This is a genomic window from Kluyvera sp. Awk 3, assembly GCF_028069715.1.
Lineage (GTDB): Bacteria > Pseudomonadota > Gammaproteobacteria > Enterobacterales > Enterobacteriaceae > Kluyvera > Kluyvera georgiana_A.
The window spans coordinates 1-22568 of sequence record NZ_JANEWH010000081.1; the positions used below are offsets into that span (position 1 = coordinate 1).

General features: G+C 55.0%; 29 protein-coding genes and 1 pseudogene. 17 read left to right on the plus strand and 13 right to left on the minus strand.

Annotated features, from left to right (window positions below; translation table 11 throughout):
• Window positions 1–61: 61 nt before the first annotated feature.
• From NNN71_RS16170 to NNN71_RS16185, 4 genes are all read right to left on the minus strand, one after another.
• Window positions 62–451, minus strand: a complete 390-nt coding sequence (locus NNN71_RS16170; protein ID WP_271458903.1) for a tail fiber assembly protein — start codon at window positions 449–451, stop codon at window positions 62–64.
• Window positions 452–455: 4 nt separating this feature from the next.
• Window positions 456–1118 (minus strand): gp53-like domain-containing protein, encoded by a 663-nt coding sequence (locus tag NNN71_RS16175; RefSeq protein WP_271458904.1) that lies wholly within the window; start codon window positions 1116–1118, stop codon window positions 456–458.
• Entirely contained in the window at window positions 1118–1336 is a 219-nt protein-coding gene (locus tag NNN71_RS16180; protein ID WP_271458905.1) for a phosphoglycolate phosphatase, read from the minus strand. Before NNN71_RS16180 ends, NNN71_RS16175 begins: the two co-directional genes overlap by 1 nt.
• A 74-nt stretch (window positions 1337–1410) precedes the next feature.
• Window positions 1411–1872: a DUF3383 family protein gene (locus NNN71_RS16185; protein WP_271458906.1), complete on the minus strand. Its 462-nt coding sequence runs from the start codon at window positions 1870–1872 to the stop codon at window positions 1411–1413.
• An 11-nt stretch (window positions 1873–1883) separates the two neighbouring features.
• Between NNN71_RS16185 and NNN71_RS16190 the strand changes: the two are divergent.
• Window positions 1884–2255, plus strand: a pseudogene (locus NNN71_RS16190) (tyrosine-type recombinase/integrase); the annotation flags it as partial.
• Between the two features lie 26 nt (window positions 2256–2281).
• Here NNN71_RS16190 and fliE read toward each other — a convergent pair.
• Window positions 2282–2593, minus strand: a complete 312-nt coding sequence (fliE, locus tag NNN71_RS16195; protein WP_163448962.1) for a flagellar hook-basal body complex protein FliE — start codon at window positions 2591–2593, stop codon at window positions 2282–2284.
• Between the two features lie 216 nt (window positions 2594–2809).
• On the opposite strand from fliE, the gene fliF reads away from it, so the two are divergent.
• From fliF to rcsA, 14 genes are all read left to right on the plus strand, one after another.
• The gene (gene fliF / locus NNN71_RS16200) at window positions 2810–4480 is read left to right on the plus strand and encodes a flagellar basal-body MS-ring/collar protein FliF (protein WP_271458907.1); all 1671 of its coding nucleotides are present in this window, start codon (window positions 2810–2812) and stop codon (window positions 4478–4480) included.
• The gene (fliG, locus tag NNN71_RS16205) at window positions 4473–5468 is read left to right on the plus strand and encodes a flagellar motor switch protein FliG (RefSeq protein WP_163448960.1); all 996 of its coding nucleotides are present in this window, start codon (window positions 4473–4475) and stop codon (window positions 5466–5468) included. The genes fliF and fliG overlap by 8 nt, the downstream gene beginning before the upstream one ends.
• Window positions 5461–6159, plus strand: coding sequence for a flagellar assembly protein FliH (fliH, locus tag NNN71_RS16210; protein ID WP_163448959.1), 699 nt, complete (start codon window positions 5461–5463; stop codon window positions 6157–6159). Before fliG ends, fliH begins: the two co-directional genes overlap by 8 nt.
• Window positions 6159–7529, plus strand: a complete 1371-nt coding sequence (fliI, locus tag NNN71_RS16215; RefSeq protein ID WP_163448967.1) for a flagellar protein export ATPase FliI — start codon at window positions 6159–6161, stop codon at window positions 7527–7529. The genes fliH and fliI overlap by 1 nt, the downstream gene beginning before the upstream one ends.
• A 21-nt stretch (window positions 7530–7550) precedes the next feature.
• Window positions 7551–7994 (plus strand): flagellar export protein FliJ, encoded by a 444-nt coding sequence (fliJ, locus tag NNN71_RS16220; RefSeq protein ID WP_064544537.1) that lies wholly within the window; start codon window positions 7551–7553, stop codon window positions 7992–7994.
• The gene (locus tag NNN71_RS16225) at window positions 7991–9184 is read left to right on the plus strand and encodes a flagellar hook-length control protein FliK (RefSeq protein ID WP_271458908.1); all 1194 of its coding nucleotides are present in this window, start codon (window positions 7991–7993) and stop codon (window positions 9182–9184) included. Before fliJ ends, NNN71_RS16225 begins: the two co-directional genes overlap by 4 nt.
• A 104-nt stretch (window positions 9185–9288) precedes the next feature.
• On the plus strand, window positions 9289–9756 hold the full coding sequence (gene fliL, locus NNN71_RS16230) for a flagellar basal body-associated protein FliL (protein WP_271458909.1): 468 nt from the start codon (window positions 9289–9291) through the stop codon (window positions 9754–9756).
• Window positions 9757–9760: 4 nt separating this feature from the next.
• Window positions 9761–10765 (plus strand): flagellar motor switch protein FliM, encoded by a 1005-nt coding sequence (gene fliM / locus NNN71_RS16235; RefSeq protein ID WP_064544532.1) that lies wholly within the window; start codon window positions 9761–9763, stop codon window positions 10763–10765.
• Entirely contained in the window at window positions 10762–11175 is a 414-nt protein-coding gene (gene fliN, locus NNN71_RS16240; protein ID WP_064544530.1) for a flagellar motor switch protein FliN, read from the plus strand. The genes fliM and fliN overlap by 4 nt, the downstream gene beginning before the upstream one ends.
• A 1-nt stretch (window position 11176) precedes the next feature.
• Window positions 11177–11614, plus strand: a complete 438-nt coding sequence (gene fliO, locus NNN71_RS16245) for a flagellar biosynthetic protein FliO (RefSeq protein ID WP_167575529.1) — start codon at window positions 11177–11179, stop codon at window positions 11612–11614.
• The gene (fliP, locus tag NNN71_RS16250) at window positions 11614–12351 is read left to right on the plus strand and encodes a flagellar type III secretion system pore protein FliP (RefSeq protein WP_163448955.1); all 738 of its coding nucleotides are present in this window, start codon (window positions 11614–11616) and stop codon (window positions 12349–12351) included. The genes fliO and fliP overlap by 1 nt, the downstream gene beginning before the upstream one ends.
• 9 nt (window positions 12352–12360) lie before the next feature.
• Entirely contained in the window at window positions 12361–12630 is a 270-nt protein-coding gene (gene fliQ / locus NNN71_RS16255; protein ID WP_062778154.1) for a flagellar biosynthesis protein FliQ, read from the plus strand.
• 5 nt (window positions 12631–12635) lie between these two features.
• Window positions 12636–13430 (plus strand): flagellar biosynthetic protein FliR, encoded by a 795-nt coding sequence (fliR, locus tag NNN71_RS16260; protein WP_163448954.1) that lies wholly within the window; start codon window positions 12636–12638, stop codon window positions 13428–13430.
• A 278-nt stretch (window positions 13431–13708) separates the two neighbouring features.
• Window positions 13709–14332: a transcriptional regulator RcsA gene (rcsA, locus tag NNN71_RS16265; RefSeq protein WP_163448953.1), complete on the plus strand. Its 624-nt coding sequence runs from the start codon at window positions 13709–13711 to the stop codon at window positions 14330–14332.
• 48 nt (window positions 14333–14380) lie between these two features.
• On the opposite strand, the gene dsrB is transcribed toward rcsA, so the two are convergent.
• Window positions 14381–14572: a protein DsrB gene (gene dsrB, locus NNN71_RS16270; RefSeq protein WP_064544524.1), complete on the minus strand. Its 192-nt coding sequence runs from the start codon at window positions 14570–14572 to the stop codon at window positions 14381–14383.
• A gap of 172 nt (window positions 14573–14744) precedes the next feature.
• On the opposite strand from dsrB, the gene NNN71_RS16275 reads away from it, so the two are divergent.
• Window positions 14745–14951 carry a DUF2525 domain-containing protein gene (locus NNN71_RS16275; protein WP_167575527.1) on the plus strand — a complete coding sequence of 69 codons (207 nt, stop codon included), beginning with the start codon at window positions 14745–14747 and terminating at the stop codon, window positions 14949–14951.
• 315 nt (window positions 14952–15266) lie between these two features.
• Here the strand turns inward: NNN71_RS16275 and dgcQ are convergent, their stop codons facing one another.
• From dgcQ to NNN71_RS16290, 3 genes are all read right to left on the minus strand, one after another.
• Window positions 15267–16970 (minus strand): cellulose biosynthesis regulator diguanylate cyclase DgcQ, encoded by a 1704-nt coding sequence (gene dgcQ / locus NNN71_RS16280; protein ID WP_419057210.1) that lies wholly within the window; start codon window positions 16968–16970, stop codon window positions 15267–15269.
• Window positions 16971–17115: 145 nt separating this feature from the next.
• Window positions 17116–17298 carry a YodC family protein gene (locus NNN71_RS16285; protein WP_163448950.1) on the minus strand — a complete coding sequence of 61 codons (183 nt, stop codon included), beginning with the start codon at window positions 17296–17298 and terminating at the stop codon, window positions 17116–17118.
• A gap of 77 nt (window positions 17299–17375) precedes the next feature.
• The gene (locus tag NNN71_RS16290) at window positions 17376–18296 is read right to left on the minus strand and encodes a DUF808 family protein (protein ID WP_442910518.1); all 921 of its coding nucleotides are present in this window, start codon (window positions 18294–18296) and stop codon (window positions 17376–17378) included.
• Between the two features lie 167 nt (window positions 18297–18463).
• Here NNN71_RS16290 and yedA point away from each other — a divergent pair, with 167 nt between their 5' ends.
• Window positions 18464–19390, plus strand: a complete 927-nt coding sequence (yedA, locus tag NNN71_RS16295; RefSeq protein ID WP_167575525.1) for a drug/metabolite exporter YedA — start codon at window positions 18464–18466, stop codon at window positions 19388–19390.
• Here the strand turns inward: yedA and NNN71_RS16300 are convergent.
• Genes NNN71_RS16300 through drpB form a run of 4 tightly spaced genes read right to left on the minus strand, consistent with a single transcriptional unit; the run spans window position 19350 to window position 22334 of the window.
• The gene (locus tag NNN71_RS16300; RefSeq protein WP_271458911.1) at window positions 19350–19844 is read right to left on the minus strand and encodes a very short patch repair endonuclease; all 495 of its coding nucleotides are present in this window, start codon (window positions 19842–19844) and stop codon (window positions 19350–19352) included. The two genes, yedA and NNN71_RS16300, sit on opposite strands and share 41 nt — an antisense overlap.
• Entirely contained in the window at window positions 19825–21246 is a 1422-nt protein-coding gene (locus NNN71_RS16305) for a DNA cytosine methyltransferase (RefSeq protein WP_271458912.1), read from the minus strand. The genes NNN71_RS16300 and NNN71_RS16305 overlap by 20 nt, the downstream gene beginning before the upstream one ends.
• Before the next feature lie 54 nt (window positions 21247–21300).
• The gene (locus tag NNN71_RS16310; protein ID WP_163448946.1) at window positions 21301–22008 is read right to left on the minus strand and encodes a phosphohydrolase; all 708 of its coding nucleotides are present in this window, start codon (window positions 22006–22008) and stop codon (window positions 21301–21303) included.
• Window positions 22009–22052: 44 nt separating this feature from the next.
• Entirely contained in the window at window positions 22053–22334 is a 282-nt protein-coding gene (gene drpB / locus NNN71_RS16315) for a cell division protein DrpB (RefSeq protein WP_163448945.1), read from the minus strand.
• Window positions 22335–22568 lie beyond the last annotated feature (234 nt).

The following is a 22568-nucleotide window of genomic DNA, read 5'->3' on the forward strand; positions in this document are numbered from 1 at the left end:
GATTAGTGGAGAGAGTATAATCTTCATAGGGTGCCGGTATTAATGATATCGGCACTTCTGTCTAGACTTCCGGTCGAATTGGAAATTCGGGATTGGTTAAAGAAACTCTCATTAATTTAACACGATATGCCCTCCACTCATTCAGGTCATTCGTCTCTTCTACAGTGGCAATGCCATAATCTACCGCGTCCTGCCTCCACTCAATTTCGTAGTCTGCTTCCTTTTTGAGGTTAGATTTCCGTTGCTCAATTTGTTGTTCAGGAGAAATAGTTGGGGCAGGATGTATGGTAACCTCTCCAAGGTTATCAACCGAGAAGGTTTCGTCTGGGGCCCTGGACATTGCTTTTAAATAACTTTCCTCACTTACTTCAATTGCATCAGCAGGAATATCTTTATAGATTACAGCGCTAGGATAAAATAAGCCATTAGCATACTTGATAGTTTTTTTCATTGCATTAATATCCTATAGCAATCCAGGAACAGTTTTCACTTGCGCCGCTTGGGGCCCAGTTTTGAATGGTGATCTGCTGAGCCCCTGATGGGTTAACGTTCATAGAGGCATTGGAACCATTAGCCCACCGGTTTCCGATGGCAAATAGAATTGAATTCGGAAATGCTATGTTTACGTTATATTCAGCAGATGTGTTAGAAGCAACTTGTCTAGTTCCCCACTGTAGAACAAATGTTTGTGCTCCACCTCCAGCCCCGATGACCGGGATTTTTATATATCCATTGGTACTCATGTTGGCCGCGAAAGATGACATATCAGGGATCCCATTATTGACCGTGGAATCTACATTCCGCGTAGCTGCAGATCCGAGACCTAACTTCGTGCGAACGCTGGTTGCGTCAGCCAGTGCAAGTATTTCTCGCGCGAAAGATGTTAGTGATGTTAGTGCTGCTGTATCGTCGCCGTTGAAATATGGAAGCTTGTCAGCAGCACCGGTTAATGAAGCCAGTGCCGTCAGCGTGGCGTCGAGAGGCTGTAGCACTTGCATTAATGCTGACAGTGATGCGGATTTTTCGTTACCAGACTGATGAACTAGAAAAAGGTCTGTTAATTGAAGTAAAGCTGCTGGAGGTAAGTCCTGTAAATAAGTTAACTGAATATCTGCCATTATGGTTTAGCCTCCAGTGCTGCAATTCGAGCGTATAGGTCATGAAGAATGTAATTAAGATGATTTGCCGCCAGCGGATCGCCTTTAGAAACTGAACCATCTGGATTTTTTACAGGGGGCTTAAACCCTGTTGCATAAATTTCATCAGGAGGCCTTACTCGGTTAGATTGACCATCGGTGTAGGTTACGTCAGTTCCTGCAAATGAATTATCAGCCATATGTCCCCGCTAAATATGTTCCCCTGTCCCAGACCTGTCCGGAAGGCATGGAGCCATTAATACCAACTGCGTGATCATGATTTCCGTTCTGACCAAGCGCTGAATTTGTTCCGTTTATAATCGATGATAAAGCCAGGCACTGTGTTACCTTCGCTGTCTACCTCATCCGGCGCGATGCCGCCAACAATCTGCCCCTGCCGTAAGCTGGCGCGAAGAGAATTAACTAGCAGCGCAATGCCGGCGTTGGTGTATGGAACTTTCTTCTGACGGGACATCAGTGAAACCATAGATGTCTGAATATAGTCAGTCAGCCAGTCACGGAAGCGCACAACATCAATCCACTCCCCTGAAACAACCTTGCCACCCAATGCAGCATTGCCATCTGATACAGCGCCAATCATGTAGGTGTTTAAGGCTATCTGATCGTAGAGATTCCCGTTTTTCTTGTAGACGTTTTGTCTTTGAGTCGAGTTAAGTTTGACGGGGGTAATGCCAGGTAGATTCTTTAGAGCCCACGTTTCAGAGCCTGGGTCCATAGTAAAGCATCTACGGCCGTACTGATGTGCATCCGTGCACGTTCGTGTTCAACCCGCAGATCGCATCACGTAATGGCCGTGCAGGGCATCATTACGCAGTTGGTTCTATCAATCAGTCGTGGGAAGCGGCAATGCGACGCGCCGGGATTCTCTATCGCAGAGCATACCAGTCCAGACACACGTATGCATGCTGGTCGTTGGCTGCTGGCGCTAACCCGAACTTCATCGCGAAGCAAATGGGTCATACAGACGCGCAAATGGTTTACCGTGTGTACGGATCCTGGATGGCCGATAACAACCAGGATCAAGTACTCATCTTGAACCAGAAATTGAGTGAGTTTGCCCCATCCATGCCCCACGCTGTTGGATTGGATGGTTATTAATTAAATATTTCATTAGGTTAGATAACCTAAACCTGCATGCCCATGACTTCCTGATAGGCGCTCACCAGTTTATTACGCACCTGAATCCCCATCTGCAATGAAACGGATGCTTTTTGCAGATCGGTCATCACATCGTTCAACGCGATTCCCGGTTCACCTAATGAGAACTTCTCCGCCTGCGCTTTGGCGCTATTTTGCGTATCGCTGATGCGGTCGAGCGCCGCGTGCAGCTGCCCGGCAAAGCTGATGGTTGGCTGTGTATCCACGCTTTGACTGCGCGCCATCGATGCCGTTGCCTGCATCTGCGACAGCACGCCCTCAATACCCTGAATCGCCATGTTGACTCCCAGATTGTGTTTAACCTGGGAACGAGCTTACCAGTTTGTCAATAAGATAAAGGCGCTAAATAACGCTATAAAAACGGGTTATTTGGCCCATCAAATTTCCCGAAGCATCAAATAATGGCATAGCTGTCTTTATGTGTTTTGCGCCAGGGAGTCTGCTTTGTTTTCGTTTACGTTTAACGCCATTGATCAGGATCGACGAGGTGCGCAATGAGCGCGAGTGCTACGGCTACGCCACAAAATAAAACTGTAGAATGGGTCAATCGCCTGCGCGCTAATCCAAAAATTCCACTGATGGTGGCCAGTGCCGCCGCGGTGGCTATTCTCGTGGCAATGGTACTGTGGGCCAAATCCCCGGACTATCGCACGCTGTTCAGTAACCTGTCCGATCAGGACGGGGGGGCCATCGTGACCCAACTGACCCAGATGAACGTCCCCTATCGTTTCGCCGATAACGGCGGCGCGCTGGAAGTGCCCGCTGACAAAGTGCATGAACTGCGCCTGCGTTTGGCCCAGCTCGGCCTGCCGAAAGGCGGCGCGGTGGGTTTTGAACTGCTCGATCAGGAAAAATTCGGCATCAGCCAGTTCAGCGAGCAGGTGAACTACCAACGTGCGCTGGAAGGTGAACTGTCGCGTACCATCGAAACCCTCGGTCCGGTCAAAAGCGCCCGCGTGCACTTAGCGATGCCAAAACCTTCGCTGTTCGTACGCGAGCAGAAATCCCCTTCTGCCTCCATTACCGTCAACCTCGAACCGGGCCGCGCGCTTGATGAAGGGCAAATCTCCGCGGTGGTCCATCTGGTCTCCAGCGCCGTAGCGGGTTTACCGCCGGGCAACGTCACCGTGGTCGATCAGGGCGGCCATCTGCTGACCCAGTCCAATACCAGCGCTCGTGACCTGAATGACGCGCAGCTGAAATACACCGCCGACGTTGAAGGCCGCGTTCAGCGCCGCATTGAAGCGATTCTTGGACCGATCGTCGGTAACGGTAACGTGCATGCGCAGGTCACCGCGCAGGTAAACTTCGATAATAAAGAGCAAACCGACGAACAGTATCGCCCGAACGGCGATCCTAACCAGGCCGCCATTCGTTCGCGTCAGGTGAGCGAAAACGATCAGGTCGGTAGCCCGTATCCGGGCGGCGTTCCTGGCGCGCTGTCGAACACCCCGGCACCGGCGCCGTCGGCGCCGATTGCCAACCCGCCGGCGAATCAGGCCAACGCGCAGAATGCCAATACCCGCACAACCGCCACCACCGGTCCACGCAATACCCAGCGTAGCGAAACCAGCAACTTCGAACTCGATCGCACCATTTCGCACACCAAAAAGAACGTTGGCGATGTTCAACGTCTGTCGGTCGCCGTGGTGGTCAACTATCGCAATCTGCCAGACGGTAAGCCGCTGCCGCTGACCAGCGATCAGATGAAACAGATTGAAGATTTAACCCGCGAGGCGATGGGCTTCTCCAGCCAGCGCGGCGATACCCTGAACGTGGTCAACTCGCCGTTTAACAGCAGCGATGACAGCGGTGGTGAACTGCCGTTCTGGAAGCAGCAGTCGTTTATCGATCAGCTGATGTCCGCCGGTCGCTGGCTGCTGGTGCTGATTGTTGCCTGGCTGCTGTGGCGTAAAGCGATTAAACCGCAGCTTGTGCGCCGTGAACAGGCCGCCCTGGCCGAGGTGGAAAAAGCCAAAGCGCAGCAGGAAATTCAGGAAGCCGTTGAGGTTCGCCTCAGCAAAGATGAACAGACCCAGCAACGCCGTGCCAACCAGCGCCTGAGCGCCGAGGTGATGAGCCAGCGTATTCGCGAAATGTCTGATAACGATCCGCGCGTCGTGGCGCTGGTCATTCGCCAATGGATGAATAACGACCATGAGTAATCTTACCGGAATCGACAAAAGCGTCATTTTGCTGATGACGATTGGCGAAGATCGCGCCGCTGAGGTGTTTAAGCACCTCAGCACCCGCGAAGTACAGCAGCTCAGTACCGCCATGGCGGGCATCAAGCAGATCTCGAATAAACAGCTGACCGACGTGCTGGCCGAGTTTGAGCAAGAGGCCGAGCAGTTCGCGGCGCTGAGCGTTAACGCCAATGAATATCTGCGCTCGGTGCTGGTTAAAGCACTGGGCGAAGAGCGCGCCTCCAGCCTGCTGGAGGACATTCTCGAAACCCGCGAAACCACCAGCGGGATCGAGACGCTCAACTTTATGGAACCGCAGAGCGCCGCCGATATTATCCGTGACGAGCATCCGCAGATCATCGCCACCATTCTGGTCCACCTCAAGCGTGGTCAGGCGGCCGATATTCTGGCGCTGTTCGATGAACGTCTGCGACACGACGTCATGCTGCGTATCGCCACCTTCGGCGGCGTGCAGCCGGCCGCGCTGGCGGAACTGACAGAGGTGTTGAACGGTCTGCTCGACGGCCAGAACCTCAAGCGCAGCAAAATGGGCGGCGTGAGAACGGCGGCAGAAATTATCAACCTGATGAAAACGCAGCAGGAAGAAGCGGTTATTACCGCGGTACGCGAATTCGACGGCGAGCTGGCGCAAAAAATTATCGACGAAATGTTCCTGTTCGAAAACCTGGTCGAGGTCGACGATCGCAGCATCCAGCGCCTGCTGCAGGAAGTGGATTCCGAATCGTTGCTTATCGCGCTCAAAGGTTCCGAGCCGCCGCTACGCGAGAAGTTCCTGCGCAATATGTCCCAGCGTGCTGCCGACATTCTGCGCGACGACCTCGCCAACCGTGGCCCGGTACGTCTGTCGCAGGTTGAGAACGAACAGAAAGCCATTCTGCTTATTGTGCGTCGTCTGGCCGAAACCGGCGAGATGGTGATTGGCAGCGGAGACGACACCTATGTCTGATACCACGCCGTGGAAAGTCTGGCAGCCTGACGATCTCTCGCCGCCGGTGGAGGTGGAGTTTACTCCCCTCACCCTCGACGAACCGGACGCCGTGCAGGAAGAAATTTCTGCCGAGCAGTTGCAGCAACAGCAGTTGGCTCAGCTACAGATCCAGGCTCATGAACAAGGCTATCAGGCCGGGCTGCGTGAAGGCCACGCGGCGGGTCAACAACAGGGCTATCAGGAAGGTCTGGCGCAGGGGCTCGAACAGGGCCTGGCACAAGCCAAACAGGATCAGGCCCCTATTCATGCCCGCATGCAGCAGCTGGCGAGCGAATTTCAGCACACCCTGGATACGCTTGACAGCGTGATCGCCTCACGTCTGATGCAGATGGCGCTGGAAGCCGCGCGACAAATTGTCGGCCAGATGCCGGTGGTCGATAACACCGCGCTGATCAAACAGATTCAATCGCTGCTGCAGCAAGAGCCGCTGTTCAGCGGCAAGCCGCAGCTGCGGGTCAGCCCGGAAGATTTACCGCGCGTCGAGGAGATGCTGGGCGCCACGCTGAATCTTCACGGCTGGCGGCTGCGCGGCGACCCAACGCTGCACCCCGGCGGCTGTAAGGTCTCCGCCGATGAGGGCGATCTCGACGCCAGCGTGGCCACGCGCTGGCAGGAACTGTGCCGCCTGGCGGCACCGGGAGCCTGCTGATGACCGTGCGCCTGACCCGCTGGCTGAACACCCTCGACAACTTTGAGGCCCGCATTGCCCAGCTTCCCGCCGTGCGCCGTTACGGCCGCCTGACCCGGGCCACCGGGCTGGTGCTGGAAGCCACCGGGCTGCAGTTGCCGCTTGGCGCAACCTGCATTATTGAGCGTCAACAGGGTACAGAGATGCAGGAAGTGGAAGCCGAAGTGGTCGGCTTCAACGGTCATCGCCTGTTTTTAATGCCGCTTGAAGAAGTTGAAGGCATTTTACCCGGCGCGCGGGTTTATGCCCGTAGCGCCGTCGGCGACGGACTGCAAAGCGGTAAACAGCTTCCGCTCGGCCCGGCGCTGCTTGGCCGCGTACTCGACGGCAGCGGCAAACCGCTCGACGGCCTGCCCGCGCCGGATACCACGGAAACCGGCGCGCTGATCACGCCGCCGTTCAACCCACTCCAGCGTACGCCGATTGAGCACGTGCTGGATACCGGCGTGCGGCCAATCAATGCCCTGCTCACCGTCGGTCGCGGCCAGCGTATGGGGCTGTTTGCCGGCTCCGGCGTCGGTAAGAGCGTACTGCTCGGCATGATGGCGCGCTATACCCGCGCTGACGTCATCGTCGTCGGTCTTATCGGTGAGCGTGGTCGCGAGGTGAAAGATTTCATCGAGAATATTCTCGGCACCGAAGGCCGCGCACGTTCCGTAGTGATTGCCGCGCCCGCCGACGTTTCTCCTCTGCTGCGTATGCAGGGAGCCGCTTACGCCACCCGCGTGGCGGAAGATTTCCGCGATCGCGGACAGCATGTGCTGTTGATTATGGATTCGCTGACCCGTTACGCGATGGCGCAACGTGAAATTGCCCTGGCAATCGGCGAACCACCGGCCACCAAAGGCTACCCGCCTTCAGTCTTTGCCAAGCTGCCCGCGCTGGTTGAACGCGCCGGGAATGGCATCAGCGGCGGCGGTTCGATCACCGCGTTTTATACCGTGTTAACCGAAGGCGACGATCAGCAGGATCCGATCGCCGACTCCGCCCGCGCCATTCTCGACGGCCATATCGTGCTGTCGCGACGGCTGGCCGAGGCCGGTCATTATCCGGCAATTGATATTGAAGCCTCTATCAGCCGTGCCATGACCGCGCTAATTAGCGAGCAACACTACGCGCGAGTGCGCAATTTTAAACAGCTGCTTTCCAGTTTTCAGCGTAACCGCGACCTGATTAGCGTCGGCGCGTACGCCAAAGGCAGCGATCCGATGCTGGACAAAGCCATCACGCTCTGGCCGCACCTGGAAGCATTTTTACAGCAAGGCATTCTTGAAAAAGCAGACTGGGAATCATCAATCCAGGCGCTGGAATTGATTTTCCCAACGTCATAGTGAAGCAAGAGGATCACCAATATGGCGCAGCACGGTGCATTAGCAACGCTTAAAGAACTGGCAGAAACCGATGTCGATAACGCCGCCCTGGTGTTGGGCGAGATGCGACGCGGCTGCCAGCAGGCGGAAGAACAACTCAAAATGTTGATGGACTATCAGCTTGAATACCAGAACAGCCTGAATAACGACATGACGCAGGGGATCGCGAGCCTGCGCTGGCAAAACTACCAGCAGTTTATTCAGACACTGGAAAAAGCCATTGACCAGCATCGTCAGCAGCTTATTCAGTGGAACAACAAAGTCGAACAAGCGCTGAACTTCTGGCGCGAGAAAAAACAGCGCTTGCAGGCATGGCAAACGCTACAGGACCGGCAGGCCTCTGCGGAGCTGCTGGCGGAAAACCGTCTGGATCAGAAAAAGATGGATGAATTTGCCCAACGAGCAACCATGAGGAAACCAGAATGATCACTCTGCCTAACCTGGCCATCAGCGATGCAAGCCTCGCAGGGGCCGATACCGCAGCCAAAACCGCAGGCGGCGCCGAGGATTTTCTGGCTCTGCTGGCGGGTGCATTAACGCAAGCCGGCGATGCAACAAACGCTGGCAAAATCGCCCAACTGTCCGGCGAGGACGCGGCGGCGCTGCGCGATGTCAAAGCGAAAGGTCAATCCATCACCGAATGGCTGGTACAGCAGGAAGCGACACGCGCCACCGCTGAGATTGGTCAAGCGACGGATATCAGCGAACAAAGCGACGCGCAAACGCTGCTCAGTTCGCTGGCGGCACACCTGAAAGGCGAAATAGCGTCAGGTAAGGATAAGCTCAGCGATAAAGAGAGCGACGAGGACAAACTCAGCGACGACGAACAGGGCAGCCTGAATGCGTTGATGGCGATGCTGCCCACGCCGCCGCAAGCCCCGCAGACGGCGGTGAACTCGACCGCCAGCGCCACCAGCGATACGCTGAGCGCGTTAAACGCGCCACTCAAACGTGACTCAGCAAAAGCCGACGGTTTTATCGATGTGAAAAGCACTCCGGCCTCGCAACCGCAAACCGATGCCCGTGCGCTATCCGCCGACGCCGCCTTTGTGATCCCGGCGCAGAAAGCAGAAGCGGAAAGCACGCCAAGCCCAACCGCGCCAACGGCGACGGTGTCGCCGATTTCGCCACAGAGCAGCAGTTCACTGACCGCCCCGATGGCCGCCAGCGCCAACGTCCATGCCCAGCTTGGTACTCCGGACTGGCAGCAGAACGTCAGCCAGCACATCACGCTGTTTACCCGTCAGGGCCAGCAAACCGCCAAACTGCGCCTGCACCCCGAGTCGTTAGGCCAGGTACACATTACGCTGAAGGTGGAAGATAACCTCGCGCAGATCCAAATGGCCTCGCCGCACAGCCACGTACGCGCGGCGTTGGAAGCCGCTCTGCCGGTGCTGCGCAGCCAACTGGAAGATAACGGAATCCAACTGGGCCAGAGCAATATCAGCAGCGATGGCTTTGCGGGCCAGCAACAGCAGCCCTCTTCCCAGCAATCGTTCGCCTCGCGCGCTGACGCCAACGCCAGCGATGCTCAGGACGACGCTGAGATGCTGGCCGTCCCTGCCGCCCTGCACGCCGCCTCTCGCGGCGATAACGCGGTAGATATCTTCGCTTAAACGCCAGAGGTAACACGATTATTCCCGTCTTTTCCACGCTTTGACCGGCGCGGGAGGCGGGATAATCATTGGATAAGCAGTAGTAAAAAGGAAGACCGCATCAGATGACTGACACCGCTATCAATAAAAAGAGCAAACGCTCGATCTGGATCCCACTTTTGGTGCTGGTAACGCTCGCCGCCTGCGCCACAGCAGGTTACAGCTACTGGCGCATTGAGCATCAGAACGCCCCGGCCGCGCCAAAAGAAGCGCCGCCGCCGGCCGCACCGGTCTTTTTCCCGCTGGATACCTTCACCGTCAACCTGGGCGATGCCGATCGCGTGCTGTACGTGGGCATCACGCTGCGCATGAAGTCCGAAGCTGACCGCGCCCGTCTGAACGACTATCTGCCGGAAGTGCGCAGCCGCATGCTGCTGCTGCTGTCGCGTCAGGATGCGACTAAACTGGCAACAGACGAAGGCAAAAAACAGCTCGCAAACGATATTAAAGAGACGCTGAGCGCGCCGTTAATTGCCGGTCAGCCGAAACAGGACGTTACCGACGTTCTGTACACTGCCTTTATTCTGCGGTAGAGCCATGGGCGACAGTATTCTTTCTCAGGCCGAAATCGATGCGCTGTTAAACGGCGACAGCGACAAATCAAGTGAACCGCTGGCGGGCGCGACGGGCGAAGATGACATTCGCCCCTACGACCCCAATACCCAGCGCCGCGTGGTCCGTGAGCGACTGCAGGCGCTGGAGATTATTAACGAGCGTTTCGCCCGCCACTTCCGTATGGGGTTATTCAACCTGCTGCGTCGTAGTCCGGACATTACCGTGGGGGCGATCCGCATTCAGCCCTACCACGAGTTTGCCCGTAACCTGCCGGTGCCGACCAACCTCAACCTGATTCACCTTAAGCCGCTGCGCGGTACCGGCCTGGTGGTGTTCTCGCCAAGCCTGGTGTTTATCGCGGTGGACAACCTGTTCGGCGGCGACGGTCGCTTCCCGACCAAGGTTGAGGGACGTGAATTCACCCATACCGAGCAGCGGGTGATTAACCGCATGCTCAAGCTGGCGCTGGAAGGCTATAGCGATGCCTGGAAAGCGATTAACCCGCTGGAGGTGGAGTACGTCCGTTCGGAGATGCAGGTGAAGTTCACCAACATTACCACCTCACCGAACGATATCGTGGTGAACACGCCATTCCACGTGGAAATCGGCAACCTGACCGGTGAATTTAACATTTGTCTGCCGTTCAGCATGATTGAACCGCTGCGCGAACTGCTGGTCAACCCGCCGCTGGAAAACTCACGTCACGAGGACCAAAACTGGCGCGAGAACCTGGTACGCCAGGTGCAGCATTCCGAGCTGGAACTGGTGGCGAATTTCGCCGATATCTCGCTGCGTTTGTCACAAATACTCAAACTTAAACCCGGTGACGTTCTGCCGATTGACAAGCCAGACCGCATTATTGCTCACGTCGACGGCGTACCGGTGTTAACCAGCCAGTACGGCACCGTGAACGGCCAGTATGCGCTGCGCGTAGAACATTTGATCAACCCGATTTTGAATTCGCTGAACGAGGAACAGCCCAAATGAGTGATATGAATACTCCACCCGATGACAACAGCGGATCCGTGGACGATCTGTGGGCTGAAGCGCTGAACGAGCAAAAATCCACCTCCGGAAAAAGCGCCGCTGACGCGGTCTTCCAACAGTTGGGCGGCGGTGATGTCAGCGGTACGTTGCAGGATATCGACCTGATTATGGATATCCCGGTCAAGCTGACCGTGGAGTTAGGCCGCACGCGCATGACCATCAAAGAGCTGCTGCGTCTGACGCAAGGTTCGGTGGTGGCGCTGGACGGTCTGGCCGGTGAACCGCTGGATATTCTGATTAACGGCTATTTGATAGCGCAAGGTGAAGTGGTGGTGGTTGCCGATAAATACGGCGTTCGCATTACCGACATCATCACGCCGTCAGAACGCATGCGCCGTCTGAGCCGCTGATATGAGCGCAACCCACTCCGCGCCTGTAGTAACACCATCGCACGCTGCGCCGGCGAGCCACACCACCACGCCGGTGACGGTGGCGCACGCCAATGAACCGACGACTTCACCGCTGATTCAGGTGAGCGGCGCACTACTGGGCATTATCGTGCTGATTCTGGCCGCCGCGTGGGTCATTAAACGCGTTCTGCCCGGTACGGTGCAGGGCCGAAGCAGCAGCGGCCTGAAGGTGAGCGCCAGCGCATCGTTAGGGGCGCGTGAGCGGGTGGTGATTGTGAACGTCGAGGATGCGCGGCTGGTGCTGGGCGTCACCGCCCAGCAGGTAACACTGCTGCATACCCTGCCGCCAGCGCCGCCGGAAAACCCGCCGCCGCAGGCTAACGCGCCGGAATTTGCTTCACTGATGAAAAACATGCTTAAGCGTCCCGGGAGATCCTGATGCGCCGTATTTATTCCCTCGCGCTGGGCGGGCTGCTATTGCTCTCGCCTTCCGCCTTTGCTCAGCTTCCGGGTTTAATCAGCCAGCCGCTGGCCAACGGCGGGCAGAGCTGGTCGTTGCCGATCCAAACGCTGGTGTTTATCACCTCGCTGACCTTTATCCCGGCCATTTTGCTCATGATGACCAGCTTTACGCGCATCATCATCGTCTTCGGCCTGCTCCGCAGCGCGCTGGGTACGCCGTCCGCACCGCCTAATCAGGTGCTGCTGGGGCTGGCGCTGTTTCTCACTTTTTTTATTATGTCGCCGGTGATTGATAAAGTTTATACCGACGCGTATCAGCCGTTTAGCGAAGATAAAATCACCATGCAGGAGGCGTTAGATAAAGGCGCGCAACCGCTGCGTGAATTTATGCTGCGCCAGACACGCGAAGCCGACCTGGCGCTGTTTGCCCGGCTGGCCAACAGCGCACCGATTCAAGGCCCGGAAGCCGTGCCGATGCGCATTCTGCTGCCCGCCTACGTCACCAGCGAGCTAAAAACCGCTTTCCAGATTGGCTTCACTATTTTTATACCGTTTCTGATTATCGACCTGGTCATTGCCAGTGTGCTGATGGCGCTGGGGATGATGATGGTACCGCCCGCGACCATTGCCCTGCCCTTCAAGCTGATGCTGTTTGTGTTGGTCGATGGTTGGCAGTTATTGGTCGGTTCGTTGGCGCAGAGTTTTTACAGTTAAGGAGTACCCATGACCCCTGAATCCGTCATGATGATGGGCACCGAGGCGATGAAAGTGGCGCTGGCGCTGGCGGCGCCGCTGCTTTTGGTCTCGCTGGTCACCGGTCTGATTATCAGTATTCTGCAAGCGGCCACGCAGATTAACGAAATGACGCTGTCGTTTATCCCCAAAATTATCGCCGTGTTTATCGCGATCATCGTCGCCGGGCCGTGGATGCTGAATCTGCTGCTTGACTATGTACGCACGTTGTTCAGCAACCTGCCCTACATCATCGGTTAAGCATTATGCTTCACATGACCAGCGACCAGTGGGTTTCATGGCTCGGGCTCTACTTCTGGCCGTTGCTGCGCGTGCTGGCGCTGATCACCACCGCGCCGATACTCAGTGAACGCTCTGTGCCTAAACGGGTGAAAGTCGGTTTGGGGATTATTATCACCTTCGTCATTGCCCCTTCGCTGCCGCCGGTCGATGTGCCGATTTTTTCCGCCAATGCGCTCTGGCTGGCGTTACAACAAATTCTCATCGGCATCGCGCTGGGCTTTACGATGCAGTTTGCCTTTGCCGCCGTACGAACCTGCGGCGAGATTGTGGGCCTGCAAATGGGTCTCTCGTTCGCGACCTTTGTCGATCCGGGCAGCAATCTCAACATGCCGGTACTGGCGCGCATTCTCGATATGCTGGCCATGCTGCTGTTCCTGGTCTTCAACGGCCATCTGTGGCTGATTTCACTGCTGGTCGATACCTTCCACACGTTGCCTATCGGCGGTGAGCCCATTAACAGCAATGCGTTTCTCGCGCTCGCCCGGGCGGGCGGCATGATTTTCCTCAACGGTCTCATGCTTGCGCTGCCGATCATTACCCTACTGCTGACCGTTAACCTGGCGCTCGGGATGCTGAACCGCATGACCCCGCAGCTGTCGGTGTTTGTTATCGGCTTCCCCATCACCCTGACCGTCGGCATTATGCTGATGGCGGCGTTAATGCCATTAGTGGCCCCCTTCTGTGAACACTTATTTAGCGAAATATTTGATCTATTAGCTGATATTATCAGTGAGTTACCACGTATAAATTCTCCATAGTACCCTCCAGGTTATTATGAGGAAATTCCTAAAGTAAATTTGCAAAAACATCTACCAGCATATCGCTGGCGCGGGTTATTTGTTTTTACGTCTTTCACATAACCTAACATTTACTTTACTTTGAGATGATTCCTGGCAAATTATACGTAACTTTACGGGATAGTTGATGCCGCCTGATCGTCTTCATTCTCAATTTTTTATTTTCATTAGGTTCGCTGCGACGATGAAGTTCGAGGGTAATGGGTTAATTATCGTTACGCATTGAGTGAGGGTATGCCATGTCAACGATTATTATGGATCTATGCAGTTATACGCGGCTAGGGTTAACCGGATACCTGGCCAGTCGTGGAGTGAAGAAACGAGATATTGACAATGTTGAGAGCGTAGAAGCACTTACAGAAGTTTGCGCGACTCGTCATCCATCTGTCGTGTTCATTAATGAGGACTGCTTCATCCACGATGTGCAGAGTAGCTTGCATATCAAGCAGATCATTAATCAACATCCCAGGACTTTGTTCATTGTTTTTATGGCTATTGCCAATATTCATTTTGACGAATACCTGATGGTGCGGAGTAATCTGCTAATAAGTTCCAAATCGATAAAACCGGAAACCCTGGATAGCATTCTGGGGAATTATCTGAAAAAAGAAAAATCAGACGTAAAGCAAACTAATATGTCTACTCTGTCATTAAGCAGGACAGAATCAAGCATGCTGAAAATGTGGATGTCGGGACAGGGAACGATTCAGATTTCCGATCAGATGAATATTAAAGCAAAAACCGTATCGTCACATAAGGGTAATATTAAGAAGAAAATAAAAACGCATAACAAACAGGTTATTTATCATGTTGTGCGCCTGGCGGAAAATGTCACCTCGGGCATTTTCGTCAATATGCGCTAGGATATCCAGGCAGGGAAACTGGCGGTAGGGCTACCGCCAGATGATCGATTACGATTCGCTTTTCTCAACAAAAATTCCATCAGGATGGCCCACTTCGTTGAAAAACCAGATCCCCAGCGGATAGTCTTCCAGCGCGACCAGATACATCGTCCCTTCATTGAACTGTTCAATGGCCAGCACCACTCCGGAGCGACGCGGCCCCCCATCGGTTTTGACCGTCACACGATCGTTAACTTGCATAAACGCCTCTCCTGATTGGTTTTTCCCAGTGTAGAACAAAATTGTCATGCTGACAGCGGCCTTGACAACCAACTGGCTAAATATCCACCAATAACAAAAATTGAGCAAAAAGTGAGCAGCATTATACGACGCATGTATAATTATACAGGGAGCGGTAAAAAGGGTATCTGTGATGAAATCAGCGATCGATCCTCGTGACATCAACGTTGATGCGCTACTGGCAGCTATCAACGAAATCAGCGAAAGCGAAATCCACCGTTCGTCGAACGATCCACACCACGTGAGCGTCGACGGTCGTGAATACCATACCTGGCGAGAACTGGCGGAAGCTTTCGAGCTGGATGTTCACGACTTCAGCGTGACAGAAGTGACGCGTTGAAGGCAAAAAAATCCCGACACGTCTGCGTCGGGATCAACCTTGCCGAAGCAAGAAGCATTGAAATATTCGTTACATCAGGAAACCTGACGTGGTGAAACATTATCGTTGTTTATGTTGAATGACAAGAATTATTCACCTAATAAATATATATGACCTCTCCGTCACGCATTGTTTCTTCTTTTAATAACATCGATATAAATCAATCAGATGGCAACTTCCTCTAACCGGAATCATCGATAATGTTTTGGGATTATTCTGATTACAATACTTATCCATAAGCTAAATTTATGATTTTCGCTGCTATGGCCTACGTAATCAGCCTTCCGCACACACCCGATTACGCCCGCCCTGTTTAGCCTGATACAGCCGACCGTCAGCGATCGACTGAAGGTGCTGGAAATCATAGCGCTGTAACTCTTCGCTACTGCACACTCCCAACGAAGCGCTCACCCGCAGCGTCTGATTGCGGCTGATGAGAATTTCACGGCTATAGATGCTCTCACGAATGCGTTCAGCGATAACCACCGCCTGTTCCAGCGATGTTTCCGGCAGCACGATACAGAACTCTTCGCCACCGACGCGTCCGGCAATATCCGATTTGCGAATTTTATTGATAATCACCCGGCCAATATGGGTAAGCACCCGATCTCCGGCCTGATGACCATATTGATCGTTGATACGCTTGAAGTGGTCCAGATCCAGCTGAATCACCGACATCGGCGCCCCTCGCTGCTGGCTGACGGCAAGCGCTTTACCTGCTCGCTCAAACAGCGCGGCACGGTTATACAGCCGGGTCAACATATCGTGCCAGGCGCGCCACTCCAGCGAATCCTGTAGCGACGACATATTGCGTACCATGCGGCGGATGACGGCCCATGAGATAAGCAGCATGGAGGTGAACAGTATCCACAAAAGGGTTAGCGCGATACTGATGCTGCCAAAGTCACCGCGGATCCCTTCTTCCAGGCTGTGAATGCGCAACAACACGCCGTCGAAATTGCGCAGTTTTTCCCAGCTGATGTAGCGGGAAAGCTGGCGCACGCTCCCCTCGTTATCGTGCTCGTAGGCATATGCCAGCTGCGCCTGAATCTCTTGCGAAAGCTGCGTGCGTTTTTGCGGCTCCTCTTCGGATGAAGCAATCAGATTCATTCGGCGATCGTAGAGCTGATATTCCCCCTCTTCCTCCCCTTCGACAGACTGCATCAGGAACTGGGTCATTTCGTTAACCGACAGCTGAATGGCCAACACGCCAAACCAGTAGTGATCGTAATCGAGCGGTACAGAGGCGGTGACCATCTGGGCTACCGGCACTTTATCGCGGTTGAAGCTGGTGTGCCATTTCACACCGCGCCCCGGGTTATCTCGCTGCGACTGCTGGATAAACCACGGACTGGTCGCCAGGCTGTAATAGTACTCGGTGATGCCATTGCCCTGATTCTGTTCGGTGCTGAGGTAGAACCCGGCGCGCGAAACGTACAGCATATGGGTTTCAAAACGGGAAAGATGCTGACGCGTAATGGCAGAGAGGCGTAGCAAATAGCCCAGTTCAATGGCGGCCATAAACTCATTGCCCAGCAGCGAGTTATCACGCGACAGGAGATTGGTGTGTTTGACGAAGTTATCCGAGACGCCGTTCAGCGGCAACGTACGGTTGTTGTTTAGCGAGATCCGCCAGTCGGCGAACGCACGCTTGCGCTCAAACTCCTGCTCAGCGGTGCGCAACACTTCAAAGGCCAGAGGCACCTGAAGCGCGGACTCCATACCGTTGCGAAAAAACAGCAAGCGGTCAGTGTTGAACTGCAGCTGCGCGTCCATGTCGTTGGCGACGTTTTTCAGGTTATTGCGCTGGCTGGAGATATACGCATCCTCCAGCACGATGGTTTCGCGCCAGGTCAGCAACGTGGAGAAGAACAGCACCACCAGAAAGCAGATATTCACTACACGTTCGGGGCTAACCCGACGCGTGAGCCGCGCCCACCATCCTGACGAAGCCGCCGTGGTGACGGTCAAGGGACGCACATTGGCCTCCTGATACTCACAGAACCATCCCACATCCCACTACTGCGTTGCTGAAAATTCATGCTGCTCCATTACACTGCTCTACGACAAAGAGCCCGATAAGATCGGGTCTAAAACGCCCGGCAAATGCCGGGCGTAAACACGGTTATGATGCCTGTTCTTGCTGATGGATGGCGCCGGGAATCAGCTCATCTTCACGGAATGCTTCCCGTTTGACGCCGAAACCATCATACCAACGACACTCCACCATACCGCTGGCATAACCGGTTACCACCATCCGCGGCCCACCGTTTTTGGGCCGGACTTCATCACTGACCAAAAAGACCATTATTGCCTCCGGTATCAGGGTGAAACAGTTTTACATTAGCCTGGTCACGCCCTCTTTGCGTAGCGGAATTGGATTATTTATGCCGACTTTTTACGCAAACGGTCAATGAGATTCACCGCGGCCAACACCACGGCGCCAATGATAAATCCCAGTACCAGGTTTGCCAGCGTTGGCAACGCCATGGCCAACCACGCCGACTGCTGCTGGGCAAAACCTTCAATGGCATGGTGCAATGGTGCTACGCCGTGAACCACAATGCCGCCGCCCACCAGAAACATCGCCAGCGTTCCCACCACCGAGAGCGTTTTCATCAGCCACGGCGCTACCACCAGCAGGCCTTTGCCCAGCCCTTGCGCCAGGACGCTGCGCTTCTCGGCCAGCCAGTAACCCATATCATCCAGCTTGACGATCACCCCGACAATGCCGTAGACGCCCACGGTCACCAACAGCGCGATGCCGGATAGAATCAGTACCTGATTGAGCAACGGCGCTTGTGCCACAATGCCCAACGTAATCGCCACGATTTCCGCCGACAGAATAAAGTCGGTACGAATCGCCCCTTTGACTTTATCGCGCTCATAGATAGCCGGATCCTGCTGCGCAATCGTCTCCAGACGCTTCTGACGGGCAGCTTCATCGCCCTTGTGCTTACGCGCATGCAGGCTATGCAGCACCTTCTCCACGCCTTCAAAGCACAGATAAGCCCCGCCGATCATCAGCAACGGCGTCACCGCCCAGGGGATAAAGGCGCTGATCAGCAGCGCCAGCGGTACCAGAATCACCTTATTGAGCAGCGACCCCTTGGCCACGCTCCACACCACCGGCAATTCGCGGTTAGCGCGCACGCCTGACACCTGCTGGGCATTCAGCGATAAATCATCGCCCAGCACACCAGCGGTTTTTTTCGCCGCCAGTTTGCCCATCATCGAGATATCGTCGAGTAAAGTCGCGATATCATCTAATAAGGTTAATAAACTACTTCCCGCCACAAGCGACATCCTTCCTTTTTGTTATTGAGAGTAAAGTATGAAGCAAAATAGCGCGGGGTGTAAGAGATACATATTTATAACATAAAAATAACATCAACCCCTTAATTAAAGCACTCGCCAGCGAACTCGTTTTCGCGTTTACTATCAGCCTGCTTGCTATTTTGCCGTGAGGAAGTATGCGTATTAAACAACTGTTACCCCTGGTTGGCGCGCTGTTCGCGCTGTATATCATCTGGGGGTCGACCTATTTTGCCATCAGCATTGGCGTTGCCAGCTGGCCCCCGCTGATGATGGCGGGCGTGCGCTTCCTGTCGGCGGGCGTGGTGCTGATGATGTATCTGCTGGCGACCGGGCACCGGCTGCCGCCGCGTGGGCCGCTGCTCAACGCGGCGCTGATTGGCGTACTGCTGCTGGCCGTGGGGAACGGCATGGTGACGGTGGCGGAACATCAGCATGTGCCTTCGGGGATTGCCGCCGTCATGGTGGCGACCGTACCGCTGTTTACCTTGTGCTTTAGCCGCTTTTTCGGCATCGCCACCCGTAAGCTGGAATGGTTGGGGATCGCCATCGGTCTGGCGGGCATCGTGCTGTTAAACAGCGGCGGCAACCTTAGCGGCAACCCGTGGGGAGCGCTGCTGATTCTGATTGGTTCGCTGAGCTGGGCGTTTGGTTCGGTGTATGGATCACGTATCACGCTGCCAACCGGCATGATGGCCGGGGCAATTGAAATGCTGGCCGCCGGTATTGTGTTGATGCTGGCCTCGCTGCTCAGCGGTGAACGCTTGACGACGTTACCGGATCTGCACGGTTTTCTGGCGGTAGGTTACCTGGCGATTTTCGGGTCTATCATCGCCATTAATGCCTATATGTATCTGATTCGTAATGTTACCCCCGCCGTGGCCACCAGCTACGCTTACGTCAACCCGGTGGTCGCCGTGCTGTTGGGCACCGGTTTTAATGGCGAGCATCTCTCTGCGACTGAGTGGCTGGCGCTGGCGATTATCATTGCGGCGGTTGTCCTGGTGACCTTAGGCAAATACCTGTTCCCGGCGAAAGCGTCGGCTACTCCCTGCCCGACGAAGAAAGCAGGTTTAGATTCGTGATCCCCTGAATCCCGATCTGCGCGCTGCCTTCGCCGCCGCAGATCCACTCCTCCAACCGTTCGCTCAGCGCGCTATCGCTTAGCTTCTGTCGTCCGCGTAGCGCGCACTCCCATACCACCAGCACTCGCCAGCCCTGTTCGACCAGCAGGCCAATATCCCGTCGATCGCGAGCGGCATTAGCGCCAATTTTCGCCAGCCAGAACTCGGTTCGCGTGGCGGGCACCTTAAACAAATAGCAATCGTGTTGATGCCAGAAACAGCCGTGGGTAAAAATGACGCAACGATAGTCGTCGAGCGTAAAATCTGGCCGTCCCGGCAAACGTGTGTCCTGAGCCCGCCAGCGCAGGCCCAACTGCTCGAGCAAGGACGCCATCCTTTTTTCAATGGCGGTATTCTGCGTACCGATAGCACGCATATTTTTGCTGCGAGTGGCCCTATCGTGAACGTCCGCCATTCTTCTTCTCCGCATCCCGCTTTTGTACCGCTTGCAGGATACGCGACTCCAGCAGCTTGGCCACGGCGGCAAATACCGGCACGATCACCGAGTTACCAAACTGGCGATAGGCCTGGGTATCCGAGACCGGAATGCGAAAGCGGTAGCCCTGCGGCGATTCAAAGCCCATCAACCGCGCGCACTCGCGCGGTGTCAGGCGACGCGGTCGACGTAACTGATTCTGTGGATCGTCAAAATGTTTTTCGCCCAACGCGCGATCCCAGCCGCGATCGATGAGGATCTCCGCGCCGTCTTTGTAATAGCGTGCCGACAACGTACGCGCCACGCTGCTGGCTCGCGTTGGGTCAACCAGGCCATAACCGAATCCGTTGCCCTTTTCCTGATGCTTACGCGCATAGCGATAGAGGTACTTCCACAGCACCGGCGTCAGGATAAATTTGGCATCGACATTCGGCTCTAACAGCTCGCCAAACGTCGGACGACGCGCAGGGTAAAGCGCAGGAATATCGCGCAGGGTGAACCCCTGATGCAGGCCTAAATCCCGGCGGAAGCCAACCAGCACAATACGTTCGCGGTGCTGCGGCAGGAAGTGCTGACCATCGATAATCTTCGGATCATCGGCCCCCATATCCGCAGCATCGGCAACTTCATAGCCCAGTTCGTCCAGGGTTTGCATGATAATACGGAAGGTTTTCCCACCATCGTGACTCTTGAGATTCTTGACGTTTTCCAGCACAAAGATGGGCGGCCTGCGTGCGTCAATAATTCGTACTACGTCAAAAAACAGCGTGCCTTGCGTATCACAGGCAAACCCGTGCGCACGGCCCAGGGCATTTTTTTTCGATACTCCGGCCAGCGAAAACGGCTGGCAGGGAAAGCCTGCGAGCAGAACATCATGTTGCGGTATACATTGGCGAATATGCGCCTGCGCCTCAGCGTCGCTGACGTCGGTGCGGCCACTGAGCGTGACATCGCGAATGTCGGCGTTGAACTGGTGCTCATGCGGATCGCAGTACCAGTTCGCCTTATAGGTACGCACCGCGTGTTTGTTCCACTCGCTGGTGAACACGCACTGGCCGCCAATCGCCTCAAAGCCATTGCGTATTCCGCCAATACCGGCAAAAAGGTCGACAAAGCGGAATGCATAATGCGGATGATGAGCGGGCGGCTTCGGCAGCAACCCAGCAAGATGCGCCTGCTCGTTTTCGCTGAGTCGGGTATTGGCGCGCCCCAACGTGACGACACGTTTAACAATAGCCGGGCTCCAGTGCTGTTCCCCTACGGCAACCAGCTCGGCGACAACGGTCTTAAGATCGTAAATCTCCAGGATATGCTCCAGCAGCGCCTGAGCGTCCGGCTCGTCGGGTAACGCTACCTCGTTTGATAAGACTCGTTGTTGCATAAATTTGACCAGATACAGAAAAGGAAAAAGAAAGCGCAAATAAAGGCGAGATTATCACAGTTTGCTGGATTCTTGTGGCGCGAATCGCCGCAGCACATCCGCATCCAGCGACAGCGGGTCGCCCGCCAGTTCGGCGCTCAGTTTTGCCATAAAGTGCACCAGGAAATCAGCATTCTTTTGCGCTAATTCCCGCCCTTTCTCAGTTTGCATCGTCGCAGGCAGGCGCAGCAGTTTGGTCTGGAAATGGTCCAGCGCGTAGGTTTTGTCATCTAACGGCCGGCGATCGGCAAAGGGATCGTCAGCATCGAACAGCGCCGTATTCATCGAACCCGAGACAGCAAACACGCGAGCCAGCCCGATGGCACCCAGCGCCTCAAGCCGGTCGGCATCCTGGACAATTCGCGCTTCTTCCGTTTGCGGTGGGATCCTGGCGCTGAAGCTGTGCGCCGCTATCGCATGAGCGACAGCGCTATAACGTTCGCTGGGGAAATGGGGGAAATCGCGGCGCAGAACGTCTAAAGTTCGCTGCGCCGCCAACTGTGAGGATTGCGCACGATCAGGGTGATTTTTCGGTAGACTCACCAGGTCGTGAAAATAACTGGCCAGCAGAATGACGAGCAAATCGACCGGCCGCCCTTCCGCTATCTGCCGGGCGGTATGCCACACCCGGCGGAAATGGGCGATATCATGTGAAGCATCGCCGTGAAACTCATGTTGTTCAAACCAGAACTCAACGTCCTGCTGCCATGCGGTTAAATCCATTTTGGGTGTCGCCTGAGTGAATATTTTCACCCAGCATAGCAAGATTACAGGCGTTCTTCCTGCCCGTAGCGACGAGGGCGCGTGTACCACGCAATGCCGCCCAGCAGCCCGCCGACAATGCTCAGAACCAGAAAGCCCAACAACGCGCCAAGCCATTTGCCGCTGGTCGAGCCCATTTCCCCCTCAAGGGTGGCGCCGGGAATGCTCTGCACATCGCTGATGACCCAAATATAATGACCCATGGCCCAGATAAAGTAGCCGCAAAACGCGTAAAAAACCCACAGCGCCAGCTTACCGCCTGGTCCGCGGCTCGTCCTTTCTTCCATAAAAACACTCTCGTCATGCAATTCATTCAAACGATCGTCACATTAATGATGTGACGCAAATCACATTATAACAATTTGCGTGCCGCGAGATAGTCTCCAGATCGACCTGTGGGCCACGAAGTGCCACCACCTTGATCTCTGGCAAGTTTGCGCTGCCTGTGCAGCCATCGCCGTATCGGCGCACAGGGACAATCTCAGTATCTTTATTATTAATCGCCACTATTTATTCTGTTC

What these genes read in the sequence shown, in the direction of transcription:
- NNN71_RS16170 (WP_271458903.1), bottom strand. Translation starts at nt 451, where the DNA reads ATGAAAAAAACTATCAAGTATGCTAATGGCTTATTTTATCCTAGCGCT.
- NNN71_RS16175 (WP_271458904.1), bottom strand. Translation starts at nt 1,118, where the DNA reads ATGGCAGATATTCAGTTAACTTATTTACAGGACTTACCTCCAGCAGCT.
- NNN71_RS16180 (WP_271458905.1), bottom strand. Translation starts at nt 1,336, where the DNA reads ATGGCTGATAATTCATTTGCAGGAACTGACGTAACCTACACCGATGGT.
- NNN71_RS16185 (WP_271458906.1), bottom strand. Translation starts at nt 1,872, where the DNA reads ATGGACCCAGGCTCTGAAACGTGGGCTCTAAAGAATCTACCTGGCATT.
- fliE (WP_163448962.1), bottom strand. Translation starts at nt 2,593, where the DNA reads ATGGCGATTCAGGGTATTGAGGGCGTGCTGTCGCAGATGCAGGCAACG.
- fliF (WP_271458907.1), top strand. Translation starts at nt 2,810, where the DNA reads ATGAGCGCGAGTGCTACGGCTACGCCACAAAATAAAACTGTAGAATGG.
- fliG (WP_163448960.1), top strand. Translation starts at nt 4,473, where the DNA reads ATGAGTAATCTTACCGGAATCGACAAAAGCGTCATTTTGCTGATGACG.
- fliH (WP_163448959.1), top strand. Translation starts at nt 5,461, where the DNA reads ATGTCTGATACCACGCCGTGGAAAGTCTGGCAGCCTGACGATCTCTCG.
- fliI (WP_163448967.1), top strand. Translation starts at nt 6,159, where the DNA reads ATGACCGTGCGCCTGACCCGCTGGCTGAACACCCTCGACAACTTTGAG.
- fliJ (WP_064544537.1), top strand. Translation starts at nt 7,551, where the DNA reads ATGGCGCAGCACGGTGCATTAGCAACGCTTAAAGAACTGGCAGAAACC.
- NNN71_RS16225 (WP_271458908.1), top strand. Translation starts at nt 7,991, where the DNA reads ATGATCACTCTGCCTAACCTGGCCATCAGCGATGCAAGCCTCGCAGGG.
- fliL (WP_271458909.1), top strand. Translation starts at nt 9,289, where the DNA reads ATGACTGACACCGCTATCAATAAAAAGAGCAAACGCTCGATCTGGATC.
- fliM (WP_064544532.1), top strand. Translation starts at nt 9,761, where the DNA reads ATGGGCGACAGTATTCTTTCTCAGGCCGAAATCGATGCGCTGTTAAAC.
- fliN (WP_064544530.1), top strand. Translation starts at nt 10,762, where the DNA reads ATGAGTGATATGAATACTCCACCCGATGACAACAGCGGATCCGTGGAC.
- fliO (WP_167575529.1), top strand. Translation starts at nt 11,177, where the DNA reads ATGAGCGCAACCCACTCCGCGCCTGTAGTAACACCATCGCACGCTGCG.
- fliP (WP_163448955.1), top strand. Translation starts at nt 11,614, where the DNA reads ATGCGCCGTATTTATTCCCTCGCGCTGGGCGGGCTGCTATTGCTCTCG.
- fliQ (WP_062778154.1), top strand. Translation starts at nt 12,361, where the DNA reads ATGACCCCTGAATCCGTCATGATGATGGGCACCGAGGCGATGAAAGTG.
- fliR (WP_163448954.1), top strand. Translation starts at nt 12,636, where the DNA reads ATGCTTCACATGACCAGCGACCAGTGGGTTTCATGGCTCGGGCTCTAC.
- rcsA (WP_163448953.1), top strand. Translation starts at nt 13,709, where the DNA reads ATGTCAACGATTATTATGGATCTATGCAGTTATACGCGGCTAGGGTTA.
- dsrB (WP_064544524.1), bottom strand. Translation starts at nt 14,572, where the DNA reads ATGCAAGTTAACGATCGTGTGACGGTCAAAACCGATGGGGGGCCGCGT.
- NNN71_RS16275 (WP_167575527.1), top strand. Translation starts at nt 14,745, where the DNA reads ATGAAATCAGCGATCGATCCTCGTGACATCAACGTTGATGCGCTACTG.
- NNN71_RS16285 (WP_163448950.1), bottom strand. Translation starts at nt 17,298, where the DNA reads ATGGTCTTTTTGGTCAGTGATGAAGTCCGGCCCAAAAACGGTGGGCCG.
- NNN71_RS16290 (WP_442910518.1), bottom strand. Translation starts at nt 18,296, where the DNA reads ATGTCGCTTGTGGCGGGAAGTAGTTTATTAACCTTATTAGATGATATC.
- yedA (WP_167575525.1), top strand. Translation starts at nt 18,464, where the DNA reads ATGCGTATTAAACAACTGTTACCCCTGGTTGGCGCGCTGTTCGCGCTG.
- NNN71_RS16300 (WP_271458911.1), bottom strand. Translation starts at nt 19,844, where the DNA reads ATGGCGGACGTTCACGATAGGGCCACTCGCAGCAAAAATATGCGTGCT.
- NNN71_RS16305 (WP_271458912.1), bottom strand. Translation starts at nt 21,246, where the DNA reads ATGCAACAACGAGTCTTATCAAACGAGGTAGCGTTACCCGACGAGCCG.
- NNN71_RS16310 (WP_163448946.1), bottom strand. Translation starts at nt 22,008, where the DNA reads ATGGATTTAACCGCATGGCAGCAGGACGTTGAGTTCTGGTTTGAACAA.
- drpB (WP_163448945.1), bottom strand. Translation starts at nt 22,334, where the DNA reads ATGGAAGAAAGGACGAGCCGCGGACCAGGCGGTAAGCTGGCGCTGTGG.